Source organism: Microbacterium azadirachtae, from assembly GCF_025583665.1.
Taxonomy (GTDB): Bacteria; Actinomycetota; Actinomycetes; order Actinomycetales; family Microbacteriaceae; genus Microbacterium; species Microbacterium azadirachtae.
Genome location: NZ_CP099706.1, coordinates 3,005,417 through 3,020,743, shown reverse-complemented (window position 1 = coordinate 3,020,743; position 15,327 = coordinate 3,005,417). Strand labels below are relative to the sequence as shown.

17 protein-coding genes are annotated in these 15,327 nt (G+C 64.4%); 11 read left to right on the top strand and 6 right to left on the bottom strand.

The window, feature by feature from the left end:
* Positions 1-48: 48 nt before the first annotated feature.
* The 6 genes from NFX31_RS14375 (at position 49) to NFX31_RS14350 (ending at position 8,075) form a co-directional block, all read left to right on the top strand.
* The gene (locus NFX31_RS14375) at positions 49-1,476 is read left to right on the top strand and encodes a Gfo/Idh/MocA family oxidoreductase (protein ID WP_169748201.1); all 1,428 of its coding nucleotides are present in this window, start codon (positions 49-51) and stop codon (positions 1,474-1,476) included.
* 65 nt (positions 1,477-1,541) lie between these two features.
* A complete protein-coding gene (locus tag NFX31_RS14370; protein WP_169748202.1) occupies positions 1,542-2,114 on the top strand; it encodes a TetR/AcrR family transcriptional regulator in 573 nt (190 codons plus the stop codon).
* A 167-nt stretch (positions 2,115-2,281) separates the two neighbouring features.
* Positions 2,282-3,643: an MFS transporter gene (locus NFX31_RS14365; RefSeq protein ID WP_045249362.1), complete on the top strand. Its 1,362-nt coding sequence runs from the start codon at positions 2,282-2,284 to the stop codon at positions 3,641-3,643.
* A 65-nt stretch (positions 3,644-3,708) separates the two neighbouring features.
* Positions 3,709-5,157, top strand: a complete 1,449-nt coding sequence (locus NFX31_RS14360; RefSeq protein ID WP_045249363.1) for a M28 family metallopeptidase — start codon at positions 3,709-3,711, stop codon at positions 5,155-5,157.
* Between the two features lie 3 nt (positions 5,158-5,160).
* Positions 5,161-6,579, top strand: coding sequence for an NAD(P)/FAD-dependent oxidoreductase (locus tag NFX31_RS14355; RefSeq protein WP_045249364.1), 1,419 nt, complete (start codon positions 5,161-5,163; stop codon positions 6,577-6,579).
* A gap of 50 nt (positions 6,580-6,629) precedes the next feature.
* On the top strand, positions 6,630-8,075 hold the full coding sequence (locus NFX31_RS14350) for an amidase (protein ID WP_262956020.1): 1,446 nt from the start codon (positions 6,630-6,632) through the stop codon (positions 8,073-8,075).
* A 69-nt stretch (positions 8,076-8,144) separates the two neighbouring features.
* On the opposite strand, the gene NFX31_RS14345 is transcribed toward NFX31_RS14350, so the two are convergent.
* On the bottom strand, positions 8,145-8,687 hold the full coding sequence (locus tag NFX31_RS14345) for a phosphotransferase family protein (RefSeq protein ID WP_169748203.1): 543 nt from the start codon (positions 8,685-8,687) through the stop codon (positions 8,145-8,147).
* 76 nt (positions 8,688-8,763) lie between these two features.
* On the opposite strand from NFX31_RS14345, the gene NFX31_RS14340 reads away from it, so the two are divergent.
* On the top strand, positions 8,764-9,579 hold the full coding sequence (locus tag NFX31_RS14340) for a hypothetical protein (protein WP_262956019.1): 816 nt from the start codon (positions 8,764-8,766) through the stop codon (positions 9,577-9,579).
* Positions 9,580-9,899: 320 nt separating this feature from the next.
* Positions 9,900-10,454 carry a hypothetical protein gene (locus tag NFX31_RS14335; RefSeq protein WP_045249367.1) on the top strand — a complete coding sequence of 185 codons (555 nt, stop codon included), beginning with the start codon at positions 9,900-9,902 and terminating at the stop codon, positions 10,452-10,454.
* Positions 10,455-11,231: 777 nt separating this feature from the next.
* Here NFX31_RS14335 and NFX31_RS14330 read toward each other — a convergent pair.
* From NFX31_RS14330 to NFX31_RS14320, 3 genes are all read right to left on the bottom strand, one after another.
* Positions 11,232-11,423: a hypothetical protein gene (locus tag NFX31_RS14330; RefSeq protein ID WP_045249369.1), complete on the bottom strand. Its 192-nt coding sequence runs from the start codon at positions 11,421-11,423 to the stop codon at positions 11,232-11,234.
* Between the two features lie 26 nt (positions 11,424-11,449).
* Positions 11,450-11,704 carry a hypothetical protein gene (locus NFX31_RS14325; RefSeq protein WP_045249370.1) on the bottom strand — a complete coding sequence of 85 codons (255 nt, stop codon included), beginning with the start codon at positions 11,702-11,704 and terminating at the stop codon, positions 11,450-11,452.
* A gap of 110 nt (positions 11,705-11,814) precedes the next feature.
* The gene (locus NFX31_RS14320) at positions 11,815-12,495 is read right to left on the bottom strand and encodes a hypothetical protein (RefSeq protein ID WP_156156678.1); all 681 of its coding nucleotides are present in this window, start codon (positions 12,493-12,495) and stop codon (positions 11,815-11,817) included.
* Positions 12,496-12,702: 207 nt separating this feature from the next.
* Here NFX31_RS14320 and NFX31_RS14315 point away from each other — a divergent pair, with 207 nt between their 5' ends.
* Together NFX31_RS14315 and NFX31_RS14310 are read left to right on the top strand one after the other, a co-directional pair.
* A complete protein-coding gene (locus NFX31_RS14315) occupies positions 12,703-13,332 on the top strand; it encodes a hypothetical protein (RefSeq protein ID WP_045249372.1) in 630 nt (209 codons plus the stop codon).
* Positions 13,329-13,805, top strand: coding sequence for a hypothetical protein (locus NFX31_RS14310; protein WP_045249373.1), 477 nt, complete (start codon positions 13,329-13,331; stop codon positions 13,803-13,805). Before NFX31_RS14315 ends, NFX31_RS14310 begins: the two co-directional genes overlap by 4 nt.
* Before the next feature lie 52 nt (positions 13,806-13,857).
* On the opposite strand, the gene NFX31_RS14305 is transcribed toward NFX31_RS14310, so the two are convergent.
* On the bottom strand, positions 13,858-14,004 hold the full coding sequence (locus NFX31_RS14305) for a LuxR C-terminal-related transcriptional regulator (RefSeq protein ID WP_420847441.1): 147 nt from the start codon (positions 14,002-14,004) through the stop codon (positions 13,858-13,860).
* 146 nt (positions 14,005-14,150) lie between these two features.
* On the opposite strand from NFX31_RS14305, the gene NFX31_RS14300 reads away from it, so the two are divergent.
* Positions 14,151-14,997, top strand: a protein-coding gene (locus NFX31_RS14300; RefSeq protein ID WP_233449959.1) for an IS5 family transposase whose coding sequence is annotated in 2 segments (ribosomal slippage) — positions 14,151-14,456 and positions 14,458-14,997 — 846 coding nt in all. Because the reading frame shifts where the segments join, the coding sequence is not laid out codon by codon here.
* Here NFX31_RS14300 and NFX31_RS14295 read toward each other — a convergent pair.
* Complete coding sequence (locus NFX31_RS14295; RefSeq protein WP_026095586.1) at positions 14,978-15,307, bottom strand: hypothetical protein; 330 nt, start codon at positions 15,305-15,307, stop codon at positions 14,978-14,980. The genes NFX31_RS14300 and NFX31_RS14295 overlap by 20 nt on opposite strands.
* Positions 15,308-15,327 lie beyond the last annotated feature (20 nt).

Genomic DNA, 15,327 nt, shown 5'->3' with positions numbered 1-15,327 from the left:
AACAGCTGATGGCGCCTTCAAGGGAAGCTCATGACGAAAGGGGCGTCTATGTCCGACTCTGTGAGAAAAAGCACCGGAATCGGAGTTATCGGCGCGGGGTTCCAATCCCGCGTCAATGTCATCCCGGCTCTGAGGCTCGCGGAAGTCCCTGTCGTCGCACTCGCGACAAGGAGCGCGGCCAGCGCTCAGCGCGCGGCGAGCCTCTTCGGCGAGCGAACCGCGGCCTATGGCAGCGCCGACGAGCTCCTGACAGACGCAGCGGTTGCGGGTGTGATCATCGTGGCTCAGCCTGACGACCAGGTGCAGATCGTCGAGGACGCCGTCATAGCTGGCAAGCATGTGCTGGTCGAGAAGCCGCTGGGACTCACTGCTGAGCAGGCGCGACAGGTGGCGCGCCTGGCCGATCAGCATGGCGTTTCGGTGTCCGTGGCGTTCATGAAGCGATTCGCGCCGGTGTATCGGCAGCTGAAGGCGGCGATCGACGACGGGACTCTCGGTCGGCTGCAGTCGTTCACCCTGGCGTTCGCGTGCGACAGCTCCTCGTTCGCCGCCTCTCCGCGAGAGCATCTGCTGTATGCCGCGATACACATGATCGACCTCACGCGGTGGCTGTTCGGGGAAGCCGGCTCGGTCGTGACCGCGATGAATCGCGACGGACAATCGCTGTCCCTCTCGGTGGCGATCACCTTCGGCAGCGGCGTGGTCGGCACTCTCGATCTGGTGAGCGCTCCGAGCCGCCAGTCCGAGGTCGAAGCGATGACCGTGTGCGGAGACGAGGGGTGGGCCGAGACCACCGGCAGTCGAGAGCTCGTCATCCACCGCTCCGCACTTTCTGACGGCGACTTCACCAGTGTCGGGGACGTCGCCACGCGCTTCACCGCGCCGGAGAGCACGATGTCGGGCGGGGCGGCAGACCTGCACCATCGGGGGTTCGTCGGTGAGATGCGCTACTTCGAGGCCGTGGTCCGTGGCGAGCGCAGCCCGCTGAGCTCCGCGTGGGACAACGTGCGCACGATGGAGCTCTGCGACCTGATCCTCGCGTCGACGCAGGATTCACCAGAGCCGACGGAGTGGGCGCTGGGAAGTCCCGGACCAGTTCGCGAGGAGTTCGTCCGGCGCATCGTTGAGGGAAGCAAGTCGGGATCAACGACGCTCTCGCTCGCCTACCGGATGAGCGGCGAACGGATGCCGGCTGTCGGAGACCGGCGGATGCTGATCGATTCGACCGGGCAGCCCGCGGCTCTCGTCGAGTACACGCACGTTCACGAGGGTCTGCTCGGCGAGGTTCCCCGCTCTGTGAGCATCCATGAGAACGCGGAGCACGCGGACTTCGTGCGATCGCATCTCGAGTACTTCGACACTCTGGCGCCAGACGTGAGGGCCTTCCTGGGCGACGATGACTGGAGCCCCACGAGCGATTCGCAGGTCGTCTCGACGGTGTTCCGCCTGATCCGAGCGGTGGTTCCGTCCGCCTGAGGCCTGGGTCGGCATGACGATCAGACGCACACTCGACGGTGCCCATGATCGGGCAGGATGGGAACATGCCTCGAATCGTGGATCCACAGGAGCGCACCGACGAGATACTCGGGGCTGCGATCAAGATCCTCAGCGAAGGCGGGTTCGCGCGACTCACTCTCAGCAACCTCGCGAAGGAGCTCGGCGGCTCGATCCGCCTGGTGACGCACTATTTCCGCAATCGTGAGGAACTCATCCACGGTATTGTCGAACGCTTGACTCGCGAGACGGACGTCATCCTGGACGAGCTTCGTTCCCTCGATGACCCGCGGGAGCGTCTCCGTCGGGCGCTCGCCTGGTTCCTGCTGGGGGACCTCCAGGACACGCGCGAGGAGAGCGTTCGGTTGGCTCTTCGAGATCATCAAGGAGACCCCGCCGTCGACGAGTTCTTCGACGTGGTCGAGCCATCCATGAGACGTGTGCTCCGCGTCGCCCTGGGCGGAGACGAGACGACCGAGGTCCACGAGTCCGACGTGGATCTCCTGCGCATCTGGACCAGTGGTATCGCCCTCAACGCGATCGAGCGACCAGCCCTATGGACGATCGAACACCAGGAGCGCGCGCTCGATCACCTGCTGCAGGTCTTCACGTCTCGCTAGCGCCACACGAAACAAGATCGTAACCACGAAGAAATCACTGCACGCCGTTTTTATGTAAAAGTCTTTACATCTCTTCGGATGGGGGCCATGATGGCTCTCATGCCACCGGCGGCATCCCGCGTCGGCGACTTCCGAAATCCCGCGAAGACGAAAGTGTGGAACTGCCGATGCGATTGACAACAGGAGTAAGCACGGCCTACGGCCTCGGATCCTTCATCCGTGTCGGTGAGAACCTCATCGGCTTCTACCTGCTCTTCTACCTGACGACCGAAGTGGGGCTTCCTGCCGGTACGGCAGGACTCATCAGCGGGGCATCGGTGCTGCTCGGAGCACTGCTGAGCCCGATGATCGGAGTCGTCTCCGATCGCTCGAGGTCTCGGTGGGGTCGCCGCCGGCCGTTCCTGCTGATCGCGGGTGTGCCGACCATGGCCCTGCTGGCGCTGCTGTTCACGAAGGTCGACTTCGGTGGTGCCACGTCGACGTACTACTTCGTCGTGGCGGCGGCGTACATCATCGCCTACTACTGCTTCCTCGTGCCCTACGACGCGCTCGGTGCGGTGCTGACGGAGGATGCGGGGCGCCGCGCGACCATCCGTGCCATCTGCACGGCGGCGCTGTACCTCTCGGTTCTCGTCGGCGGTTTCCTCGTGCTGCAGCTGCAGACACTGTTCGCCCCGGCCTACGGCTCTGCGACGGCATGGACGCTCGCCGTCGTGGTGAGCTGCAGCCTCCCGGGCGGCGTGTTCGCTCTCCTGGCCTGGCGTGCCACTCGTGGCTACGAATCTCAGGGTGCTGTCCTCGATGAATCCTCTGTCTCCTTCAAGTCCGTCGGCCGCGTTCTGCGGATGCGTCCGGTGATCGTCATCCTGGTCTGGGCGCTCATCTACTTCTTCGCGAACGCTGTACTGGCCGGCACCATCGTGTATGCGGCGGTGTACGTCCTCGGGCTCGACGAGGGAACAGCGTCGACACTGTTCTTGATCAGCGCGCTCGCCACATTCGTGAGTGTCGCTCCGGCAGCCTTCCTCGCCCGTCGCATCGGCAAGCGTGCGACGCTCGTCTACGCGATCATCTTCTTCGTGATCGTCGCCGGCATCGTGCTGCTCGTCGGATTCAATGGATACGCCCAGGCTGCTGTGCTCGCCGGCGCGTTCGGAGTAACGAACTCCATCGCCCTCGTGTGCAGCTACGCGATGGTCTATGACCTGCGCGAGGTCACCGAGCTGCGGTGCGGGCAGGATCTCACCGCTCTCCTCGTCGGCCTCTTCACGCTGCTCATCGGAGTGACGAGCTCGTTCGCGCCGGTGGTCATTGGTGCGCTCCTCGAAGCCGCCGCCTTTGACCCGATGTCGGCCGCGTCCCCCGCCGTCGCGAGCGTTCTGGTCGCCTTCCAGACCTGGGTGCCAGCCGGGCTGCTGCTCCTGTCTGTGGTGCCGCTCGCGTTCTGGAATGTGAATGAACGGCGTCATGCCGCGATCGTCGAAGAGCTTCGCACAGCTCAGGTCGAGGTCGAGCACGCGTCACCCTGAACCCTCGCCGAGCGTGGCGACTGCGCCGAACAACAGAACCCCACTGAAATACAAGGAATCTCATCGTGACCACGTCTCTCCGCCCCACTGTTGACCTCGATCTCTTCCCGACTACGGAGCGCATCCACGGTTGGATCGACGATCTGGCTGCTCTCGGGCACCGCCGCACCGGCACGCCTCAGGGGAGGCGATCGGCCGAGTACATCGAGTCGGTGCTCCGCGAGGCCGGACTCGAGGAGGTGCGCATCGAAACCGCGCCGACGCCGTGCCCAGTGGTGCGCAACCAGGGCCTCACCCTGGGCGGCGAGCGCATCGACACGTTCTGGGCGAATGGCACCGGGCGAACCGCACCCCTCGGGCGTTTCGTGCATTCCCTGCCCGATGAGACACCGATCGTGCACGTCGGAGCGGGATGGCAGGCGGACTTCGAAGGTGTCGATGTCGAGGGAAAGATCGTCGTGTGCGACATCGAGTTCCTGCCGATGAACGCGGAGTCGATGATGGCCCGCAACGACCGGATGGAGATGCTCGACCCGGACGGCACCCTGGCTGAGCCTGTGAACAAGTTCGACATCTACTCGCCCAACAACTGGCCGAACAACTATTTCTTCGCTCAGCAGCGCGGTGCAGTCGGATTCGTCGGGTCGCTTCGCGACTATATGGATGCGTCCTACTACAACGAGGACTATACGGAGAACGGGCTCGCTCTCGGCGTGGACGGATCGCGTATCCCCGCTCTGTGGGTGTCGCGTGCTGACGGCGACCGCATCGTCGAGACGATAGCCGTGCCTGGGCGCGCTGTCGCGGCGCTTCAGCTCGATGTCGAGTACACGCTCGAGGACGCACTGAACGTTCGCGGGACTCTCCCGGGGCAATCCGAAGACATCATCCTGGTGCACTCGCACCACGACGCCGTCTTCGCCGGGGCGGTGCAGGATGGCTCAGGTGTGTCGGAGGTGCTGGCGCTGGCGGAGTATTTCGCGAAGACGCCGATAGATCAGCGTCCGAAGACGATGATGTTCGCGCTCACGGATACGCACTTCACCGACTATGTCGGACACGAGGCGTTCATCGCGGCCCGTGACGAGGCCGCGGACAGGATCGTGCTGGATCTCTGCATCGAGCACATCGGCAAAGAAGTCGAACTGTCGGACGACGGCGGGGCTGTCGAGACCGGGCGTTCCGAACCTCGCATCGTCTACGTGTCGAACGAATCGGGCCTGCTTCCGGACGTGAGGGATGCGTTCGAGCGCAACGGGCTCGGGCGAACGTTCCTCGCGCCCGTGTCCGCGTCCGAGCACGCGAACGATGAGGTCTACGAGTTCCACGCGGACGAAGTGATCTCCGATGCGTATTCGTTCGCGGAAGCCGGTATCCCCGTTGTCAGTCTCGTCGCTGGGCAGATGTACCTCTTCCACCCCTCAGACACGATCGATCGGGTCTCCGTCGACGATCTGCGGCCGGTCGGCATCGCCTTCGCCGAAATCGCCCTCGCGGCCGGTGAGAAACTCTGACAGATGGCAATCCCGACAGTTGCCTATGGCCACGACCTGCGAAACGACCTCGCAGAGATCCGTGATTCACTCGCCGGCGCGAAACGTGCGTGTTTTTGGCTCGATGACGATCGTCGGCCTGTCCCGCGGCAGTCCCTCGCGGAGGACATCTGTGCCGATCTCGTCGTCGTCGGGGGTGGATACTGCGGGCTGTGGACCGCGATCATCGCCAAGGAGCGAGACCCCGATCGGCGGGTCGTTCTGCTGGAAGGGGACCGGGTCGGCGGAGCGGCAAGCGGTCGGAACGGCGGGTTCGTCGAAGCCGACCTGACCCATGGCCCTGAGAACGGGCGACTGCACTTCGCTGCAGAGCTGGACGTGCTCGACCGTCTCGGGCAGGAGAACTTCAGTGCGATCGAGGACGCGATCGATCGCTACGGCATCGACGCATCCTGGGAGCGCGCCCCGATGCTCACGGTCGGGACCGAGCATCATCAGGTCGAGGCGCTGCACGCCGACAATGAGAGTCAGATCCTTCGAGGGGACGCACTCTCCGTTCTCGCGGATTCACCGCTCTACCGCGCGGGCATCCTGGAAGAACGGGGGCACGCATATGTGAACCCGGCACGCCTTGCCTGGGGTCTCGCCGACGCCGCTGAGTCGCTCGGCGTCGAGATCCATGAGAACAGCCCGGTGTTCAGTATGCGACTCGCAGACGGGCGTCGCCGAGTGCGCACGGCGACCGCAGAAGTGAATGCTGCGGCCGTCGTGCTCGCGACCAACGGCTACCCGTCGCTTCTACCGCACCTGCGCTTCTTCACCGTGCCGATCTACGACTACGTGCTGATGACGGAGCCCCTCACTCCCGCCCAGTTGCGGTCGATCGGCTGGACGGGCCGACACGGAATCACCGATTCCGGGCGCGAGTTCCACTATTACCGGAAGACCGACGATGACCGCATCCTGTTCGGCGGGTACGACGCTGTCTATCATCGCGGCGGCAGGGTGCGCGCAGAGCACGATCAGCGGGACGAGACATTCGAGCGGCTCGCCGACCACTTCCTCTCGACATTCCCACAGCTGGACGATGTGAGGTTCTCGCACCGGTGGGGAGGGATGATCGACATGTCGACGCGCCTCGTGGCACATCATGGCAGAAGCAGGGACGGAACTGTCGCGTACAGCGCCGGCTATACGGGACTCGGCGTCGCCGCGACCCGATTTGGTGCGGAGACGATGCTCGACCTCCTCGACGGCGACGACACAGAACGGACTCGGCTCAGGATGTCTCGTAGTCTGCCCTTTCCCATACCGCCGGAGCCGTTTGCGAATCCGCTGATCCAGATCATGCGCCGCGCCGTCGCCAAGTCCGATGCTCGAGGGGGAAGAGACGGTGCGCTTCTGCGTCTCGCCGGTCTCTTCGGCATCGGCTTCGACTCCTGACCCACCCGTCAGCCCTACTTCTCCATCGATCCACTCCGAAGGGTTCACCAATGAGTGCAATGCACGACGAGGTCGCGTACCTCTCCGCGACCGAGATCGCCGCGGCCTACCGAGACCGAACACTTTCCCCGGTCGAAGTCATCGACGCGGTGCTCGACCGCATCGATGCGGTCAATCCGGTGGTCAATGCTTATCTGACGGTCACCGCCGCTTCCGCGCGAGAGGGTGCGCTCGCCGCCGAGCGGGCGTTCGCGGCTGCGGATCCCGGCGCCCTTCCCCCGCTCTTCGGCGTTCCCGTCTCGGTCAAGGATCTGGAGGAGACGGCCGGTGTCCGCACCACATACGGATCAGTGAGCTTCCGAGACCACGTCCCCGATACGGACGCTCCCATCTGGGCGCGTCTGAAGGGTGTGGGCGCGATCCTGATCGGCAAGACCGCCACGCCGGAGTTTGGCAACGGCGTCACCACCGAGAGTGAGCTATCAGGCATCACACGTAATCCCTGGGATCTCGATCGTTCCGCCGGCGGATCGAGCGGAGGTGCCGCGTCCGCGCTCGCCGCGGGGCTCGGTCCGATCGCCACAGGGAGCGACGGCGGCGGCTCGATCCGTGTGCCGGCCTCGTACTGCGGTGTCGTGGGACTCAAACCGTCGGCGGGACGCATCCCCTTCAATGACCAGCGGCAGGCCTGGGAAGCCGTCACGACAACCGGTCCGATGGCGCGGACCGTGTCTGATGTCGCGATGGTGCTGTCTGCTACCCACGGCCCCGACCCATGGGATCCGTACGCGCTGCTCGAGAGCGGGATCGACTTCACGGAAGGACTCGACAGGGCGTCTCTCTCCGGACTTCGCATTGCCTACAGCCCGGACCTCGGACGGGGTCCCATCGCGACGGAGACCGCACGTGTCGTGCGGAACCTGATCGACCGCATTGATCGTGACAACGGCGGCACCGTGAAGGAGGTCGACATCCAGCTGCCGGACCCGGTGGACTATTTCTGGTCGTACTGGTCGCCGATCATCGCGCTCGAGATCGTCGATGATCTGCTCGACGGGCGTATCGACGACGCTGCGCGTGCCAAGTACGAGGTGATCCCTCGTGCCGAGAGGGCGAGCTCGCTGGACTATGCGAAGACGTTCCTCACGGCTCGGACGCAGATTCATCATGCATTCGCACGAATCTTCCTCGACCATGATGTCCTGATGTGGCCGACCACGTCCGCGCCTGCATACCTGCATCCCGGAGTCCACGGATACCCGACCGAGATCGATGGTCGCCCGGTGGCCGACCCGCTGATCGAGAACCAGATCCTCACCGAGGCGATCGCGCACGCCGGTTACCCGGCGATCAGCATCCCGGCCGGATTCACTGCCGACGGTCTTCCTGTGGGCCTACAGATCGCAGCGGGTCATGGCAAGGACGCCCTAGTGCTCAAGGCCGCTGCTGCGGTCGAGGCCGCCTATCCTTGGGCGCAGCATCGACCCATGATCTAGCGATCGGTCGGCCGAGGGCGCGCGGGGTCTGTCGTTTGCGGACTCCGCGCGCTTGTTCGCTGATTCCTTCTATCCCTGAGGGTTCGACTCACGGACTCCGAGGGCAGAGGTCGTGGTGTTCGTCGGCGCGAGCTCATCGAAGCGCTGGAGCACCGCAGCGAGCATCCCCTCGGCCGACTTTCTGTGTTCGGCGACCCACTCGCCTTCGTAGTCCCGCACGGAGATCTCCGTGACGAGTATCACCGAGAAGTACAGCCGATACAGCGCGAAACGGGTGGGTCCGGTCGGGGAGGCGAGCTCTGCGGCGAGGATGCCTCCATGCTCGGTGTTCCCCTCGAGGAGATCTGGGTCGACATTCCAGAGGCCGAACTGGTCCGCACCGATGAGATCGAACAGCGGATCGCCCCACAGGGTCCGCTCAGTGTCGATCAGCCCGACGATTCGCTGGGCGGAGTCCAGGAACAGGTTTCCTGCCCAGAGGTCGCCGTGCACGACCGACGCGGTCGTGCACGCGTCGAGGGCGCTCCCGTGTGCGGAAAGAACGTCGCGGACCCTGTCAGCAGGAACGGGCGCGCCGGCGTCCGCGGCGTCCTGCAGGATGCCCTCGACCATCAGAGTGAAGGCTGATCGCCAGTCGGGGGCCTGCATGCGCGCCGGTATGGAGGGGTAGCCGATTCGGATCAGTTCTGTGGACGCGGAGGTCGATGACGCTGAGCGGGCGCTGCGGGAGACTGCGAACGAAGCTCGAGCACTCCTGGGTTTGCCTGACGAGGGCGCGCACGATGCCATTGTCGAGCACCTGCGATCGCGATCGCGAACCGAGGCGCCCAAGGAAGAAGAGCTCACGCACCTCGAGGGGCTCAGGGCCGTTCTTCACTCGGTGAGCAACATGCGCGCGGAACTCGGCGACCAGCGGTCCGCAACCCAGATTGAAGTGGAGGCAGCTCGCGCGGCCGACGCTGCGAATCTCTACGAGCGGTGGGTAGGCGATGAGGGCTCGGTCCTGATTGATCGACTAAATGAAGTACGAACCGAGCACCTTGGCCTGCCGGAAGTGGGGCTGCCGCAACTCGTCGACGGATATAGTGAGGCGCGCGAGACCTTGTCCACAATGCAGCGCGCTCATCAAGCCGCTAGTGTCGCTGACCGAGAGCGGGCCGACCGTGTTCGCGTTCTCGACGAACAGATCCGAGATCTGGACGCGACTATCCGCGCCCTCGAAGCGGAGGCGCAGGCCATCGACGTGCCAACTGACGTTCGAATCGTCATCGAGCTTCTTGGCGCGATTCTCCCGCAGGTTGCGGATAATATCTGCCCTGTATGCGATCAGGAGTTCATCGGCGTCGGCGCCCTGTCGGATCACATAAGACGCAAGTTGCGGAGTCTCAGCGACCGATCGAAGGACTTAGTCCGAATCGAGTCGGCCGTCGCGTCGGCGAAGGAAACGCGGTTGGCTGCAGTCCGAGAAGCTGTGTTGCAGAAGAGTCTCCCCCCCAGCCGCTGACAACGTGGATTTCGATCGCATCGTGCGGATCACGAATGGTATGGAAGGCGCGGTCGAAAGGGGAGCACGACTCCGCTTTGAAGTCGACCAGGCTCAACTCAAGGAGGCGGACGCTCGGTCGGGTGACGCGCAGTACCGCGTTATCGACCAGAGGATCGCGGATGTTGCCGAAGCGCTAGACCGCCCGAGGGCGGCACTTCCCCTGGCTGAGCCGGAAGCAACGTTACTCGAATTGGTGGAAGAGCGAATTCAGAGTCATAGGTACCGGGAAACGCAGCGACGCTGGGAACGAGGTGTTCTCGATTCGGTGCAAGAGACAAATGGTCGACTTCGATCAGTCACTCAACACCCTGTGGGCCCAGTTGTTCAGTCGCTTCGCCCCCACTGAACGCTTCGTTCCGAAGTTTGTCAAGCAGACGAGGGCGACGAGAACAGTCGACGTCCGCTTGGAGACCCAACTCCCCAACGGGACAACGTCCGGAGCCCCCGGGGCGATGTTGAGCTACGGAAACACCAACTCGGCGGCACTCTCACTGTTCATGGCAGTTCACCTTTCGGCACCGACAAGGCTGCCTTGGCTGATCTTCGATGATCCGGTCCAGTCGATGGATGACATTCACATTGCAAACTTTGCCGCCATTGTGCGCCAGCTGGCGTTCACTCATGGGCGTCAAGTCGTGATCGCAATCCACGAGCCCGAGCTCTTCGAGTACCTGTCATTGGAGCTCGCTCCGAGCCGTCCGGACCAGACGCTTGTCAAGATCGTCCTCGAGCGCGGAGCAGGAGCGACTCAAGTCGCGGTGGACCGAGTCGAGCACCATCGTGAGCAGCAGTTGGCCGGGTCGGAACACGGCACGCAGTCGGATCCCCGGTAACGCAGCAGTAACAGAATGCCTGCAGGGGCTCGGGAGCTGATGTGAACAGGTGGGAGTTGATTCCCCGAATTTCTGGCCTTCTTGACGTCACGTCCTGATGATGCTGGATATCGATATGGGTTCAAATCCCACCGTCACCGCCATGAAAACCCCCGAGAGATCGGGGGTTTTCGCATATCGGCTGGCAACGTGGTGCATCCGTGGTGCACCTTTCCATGGCTGCCTGGGCTCTTGGGAATATTGGTCCACCGTGGAAGAGATCCGTGAGTGCGGCGCCGATATGGATCGCACCATGAGATCGGGCCATTCGGAGCGGTTGCTCTTGGCGAGCGCCGGCGAGCTCCGTCGCCCAGAGATAGAGGTCGACGGCCCGGTTGAGATCTCCGTTGGATGCAGTGAGATACGGGACCATGCGCGCAGGGCTGAGCAGTACCCCCAGCGCATGTTGACCCGTCACGCGCATCAGCGTATGCGTTGCATGCACGAGCGCCGGACAAGGGCTGGCGTGATTACCTCGGAATCCCCTCGCTACGGCGAGGGGATTCTTGTTTCTTCGGGTCGTCAACGGGCCGCGGGACGGAGCTCAGGCCACGGGGGGAGACCTGCGCGATCCTCGCGGCGACGGTTTCGACGTCGAGGTCGGCGGGCGGTGCCTCGTTGATGCGCTCGATCATGGACCCTGACGTCCTCATCGGCGAAGTTCCTGTTCCGGAGAACTGACGCAGGAGTGCCCCGGATTCGTTGATGGGCCGGGCCGCTCCTGCGCGGATCTCCTCGTCAGGGTCTGGTGCCCTGCTGCTGCCGGCGGGCGTCGACCAGCGCGCAGCTCACAGCCGCGATGAAGCAGATGAGTCCGGTCGCCCAGCCGACGAGTGCCAGCTGCACCTGAAGGAAGTTTGCGCCGAGCACGAGGGCAGCCCCGACGAGGGTGAGCGCTGTTGCCCAGCCTCGCCACGTTGATCTGACCACGGTTTCGTTCCAGTTCCTTGCTGGCTTCAGGCCTGGGCGTTCTCGGACGGTGGGCGTCGGCGTGCGAGCGAGCGACGCAAGAGGATGGCTCCCACGCCGATGACGACCGCCGCGATGAGTGCAGTCTGCGCCCAGCCGATGGTCGCATTGAACGCGGCCGATCCGCGGTCGAGGCCCGTGAACGCGTAGACGGTCATGGCGATGCCGGTTGCCAGGAGCACGGCGGTCAGAGTCATCGACGTGTAGGTCAGTGCCTTGAAGCGGCGGGGTGAGCTGGTCATTGGTCTGGTTCCTTTCTTGGGCGTGTGGTGCCTTGTGAGGATCCGGCGAGGGGCTCACCGGGGGCAATGCGCAGCCATCCGGTGAGCCCCTCAGTGTCTAGTGTGACCCGTTACTGGCCCCAGCAGAACGGGGTACCCGTATAGAGCGTGTTCCAGTAGATTCCGTTGCCCCACGAGGCGCACACGCCGAGCGCTCCGGCGCCGATGGTGAGCGCGGCGGCCGCGATGGCACCGGCGGCTGCCCCGACGCCGGTCTCGGAGGAGATGATGCCCGCGAGGGCCGCCGCCCCAGCCCCAGCCCAGATCGCGTTGATGAGCGCGCTCGTCACACACGAGTCGGTCGCCGTCTGGAATCCCCACCAGTACACGCCGTACCCGTTGCGCCCGTTGCACGACGCCGCGGAGAGCATCTGGGCGCCCTTGGCCTCGGAGGCGGTGGTGACATCAGCGGGGGCGTTGACGATCTTGCCGCCTCCAGCGATGACGCCACTTGCGAACTCGGCAGCGAAGGACGCAGGGACACCTCCTGCCACGGCAGCACCGTAGTCGAAGCTGGCGACCTCGTTGGAGGTGGTCACGAAGGTTCCGGCGAGGTTGCCGTTGTCGATGTCTTCCTGCGGGACCTTCGTGGTCGTGTCACCAGCCTGCTGCACCGTGGTGGCGACCGGAGCCAGATCCGGGGTTGTCGACGCCATCGCGGGAGAGGCGACCGTGAGCATCGCAGCTGCGGCGACTGTGGCGGCGACGGTCAGCGTCGCCAGCTTCCTCAACGTGGGAATGGATCTGGACACCGTGACTCCTTCGTGTTGGTGCGAGCGACAGGACGGCCCTTCGTGGCTTGAAGTGACCCATCGACACAGCACCACCGTGTGGTGCAGACGGTCAAGCCAGGCGGCTCCCCTCTAGCCCTGGGGCTACGAATGCCAGTTCTGCTGGTCAGCGCATGAGAACCGTGGAATGGTGCAGGCGCAGGGGGAGAATGAGCAAGGGAGAAGTGGATGAGAACGAAGAAGAAGTTCGGTCTGGCCATCGCTGCAGCGTTCGCCCTGGTGATCGCGGTGCCAGCTGCGGCCAGCGCCGACTCCGGTGAGGGGGCACCGCCGTCGGACACCTCCGATCTCGCGGCGCAGATCGCTAACGCTCCCGATCTGCGGTACGTCTCGGTGGCTGAAGCCGTCGAAGAGTTCGGCTTCGATCCCTCTGCGCCGGTCGAGAGCACGCCGAGCTCAGATGAGTCGGGACTGGTGCTCACCCCCATGAACGAGTGGTGGGGATGCGAGTGGGACGGCAAGGCCGACTACCCGCACGTGACCAACGGCGAGGCATCGGTGCACGGGTACTGGGTGTACAAGAGCGGCAGCTGTCCGTCCACGGCCGACATCACCGCGAACCTCCAGGCTCTCGGATGCAGCTCCCTCGGCTGTACCTGGATCACGCAGGCAACGGGTACGGCGACGGCGGTCACCCCAGGATCCGGAACCGGCCACTGGGCCACGCCTCACAAGGCATGCGCGAACTCCAACCCCGTCGGCTGGCGCGGTGAGGTCTACGTCGGCCTCACGAACTTCTGGCACCCTTACGGCCCGAGCTACGGCGCCCAAGTCGATCTCAGCTGCTCGCCCGCATGACCAACGAGTCAGATCGCGTTCAGTACGTGCCGATTCATCCCGAGTCGGCACGTACTGAACCTGCGCAGCGTGTCCCCTTCGACCTCTCCGCATTGACGGTGACGGGCCTCGTCATCGTCTGCGAGCTCGATCACAGGCCGACGGCGAACGCGGGGCCTTCGATGAGCATGAAGATGACGCAGTATCTGCGACTCTCGGACGACTCGATGATCCGTCTGGATATGGATCGTGGGGTGACCGCCGCCAGGTTCGGAGCTGTCGAGCCCGTCTCGTGGAAGCGAAGCTCGGAAGAGGTTATCGCCGAAGTTCTAGACCTGATCCAGGGCGATGAGCCGGATCCCGGGTTCTTCCCGTGGGAGGAGTATGCGCAGGCGGCGAGGCTCCGTGGGATGTCAGTCGATGCGGACTCGCTGCGAGGTCTCCCGCACACCGTCCTGATCTCCGACGAGCTCGCCAGGATCTTCGAGTTCTGATCGAGGGACGATCAACCTTCCCTGTTCAGCGACAGCCCTGGCCGGCACTGGCTCACAGGGTGATAATGCCCAGTTCTGTGGCACGAAGGACGATCTGGAGACGGTTCTCTACGCCCCATAGATGGTTAATGTGGCGGATGTCGGCCTTCACAGTGCTCTCGGCGTAGTGCAGCTCCTCGGCGATCTCAGCGTTCGACAGCCCCTTGGCGATCAGTTCGATGACCTGCCGTTCTCTGTCCGTGAGTGCGGGTGCGCTAGGGCGTGTTGATCAAGAGGTTCCGCTCCTCGGTGGGTGAGTCTTGAACGGTGACGCGACAGGAGATCTCTGACGAGGTGTGGGCCGTGATGGAGCCGTTGATGCCGACGGTGACCGGTCGGTCGCGGCCGTGGACGGATCACCGGCTCGCTATCGAGGGGATGGCGTGGAAGTACCGGACCGGTGCGCCGTGGCGTGACGTTCCGGAACGGTTCGGGAAGTGGAACTCGATCTACAAGCGGTTCAACCGGTGGGCCGGGGACGGCACCTGGCAGAAGCTGCTCACCGAGGTGCAGAAGCAGGCCGACGCCGCTGGGGAAATCGATTGGGTCGTCTCGATCGACTCCACGATCGCGCGCGTGCATCAGCACGGCGCGACCCTCGCCCGGGACACAGGGGGCTGTGCCGAATCACAAGAATCCGTGGTCCGAGCCGCCTGATCACGGGATCGGACGCTCCCGCGGCGGGCTGACGACCAAACTGCACCTGGTCTGCGACGGCCGCGGCCGGCCGCTGAGCATGATGATCACCGCCGGGAACATCAACGACACCACGATGATGAGCGCGGTGCTGGAGAACATCCGCGTTCCCCGCGACGGGAAGGGCCGCCCCCGCACCCGCCCCGACCGGGTGCTCGCCGACAAGGGGTACCCCTCAAGGGCGAACCGCGCCTGGCTCCGCGACCGGAGGATCGCGGCGACCATCCCCGAGCGGGACGACCAGATCGCGCACCGCCGCAAGAAGCCGGGCCGGCCGATCGCTTTCGGCGACAAGCAGAAGGAACGCTACAAGGGACGCAACGTCGTAGAACGCTGCTTCAACCGTCTCAAGCAGTGGCGCGGCATCGCGATGCGCTCGGACAAACTCGCCCGCAACTACCGAGCCGCCGTCAGCCTCGCCGCGGCGCTGATCTGGATCAAGACCGATCTCCGCTGAGCGCTTCGCGCTCCTGCAGCGTGCGCTCAAGCTGTCCCACCGTCGGCGCACCCGCAAAGCCGCGCTCGGTCAGATAGACCCTGCACGCCAAGTCGGCAGTGTTCCCCTGGGACGGGAACAAGTCCTGACCGTCCAGAAGAATCGTGGGCGAGCCCGCGAAACCAGAGCTCACCGCCTCAGCCTCGGTGCGGATCAACACGAACTCCACCGGAACATCGCCCCGTCCGATCGAGTCGAGCACCAGCCGTACTCGATCGCCCGCCTCCTGCCAATTCGGGCAATCCTCGATATGCAGCACCTGGATCTTCACACGCCCATTCTCCCGCGCAA

Bases quoted from the DNA above. Each gene is read 5' to 3' on its own strand.
- NFX31_RS14335 (WP_045249367.1), top strand. From the start codon at position 9,900: ATGGTCGACTTCGATCAGTCACTCAACACCCTGTGGGCCCAGTTGTTC.
- NFX31_RS14370 (WP_169748202.1), top strand. From the start codon at position 1,542: ATGCCTCGAATCGTGGATCCACAGGAGCGCACCGACGAGATACTCGGG.
- NFX31_RS14325 (WP_045249370.1), bottom strand. From the start codon at position 11,704: ATGACCAGCTCACCCCGCCGCTTCAAGGCACTGACCTACACGTCGATG.
- NFX31_RS14355 (WP_045249364.1), top strand. From the start codon at position 5,161: ATGGCAATCCCGACAGTTGCCTATGGCCACGACCTGCGAAACGACCTC.
- NFX31_RS14310 (WP_045249373.1), top strand. From the start codon at position 13,329: ATGACCAACGAGTCAGATCGCGTTCAGTACGTGCCGATTCATCCCGAG.
- NFX31_RS14315 (WP_045249372.1), top strand. From the start codon at position 12,703: ATGAGAACGAAGAAGAAGTTCGGTCTGGCCATCGCTGCAGCGTTCGCC.
- NFX31_RS14350 (WP_262956020.1), top strand. From the start codon at position 6,630: ATGAGTGCAATGCACGACGAGGTCGCGTACCTCTCCGCGACCGAGATC.
- NFX31_RS14365 (WP_045249362.1), top strand. From the start codon at position 2,282: ATGCGATTGACAACAGGAGTAAGCACGGCCTACGGCCTCGGATCCTTC.
- NFX31_RS14345 (WP_169748203.1), bottom strand. From the start codon at position 8,687: ATGGTCGAGGGCATCCTGCAGGACGCCGCGGACGCCGGCGCGCCCGTT.
- NFX31_RS14375 (WP_169748201.1), top strand. From the start codon at position 49: ATGTCCGACTCTGTGAGAAAAAGCACCGGAATCGGAGTTATCGGCGCG.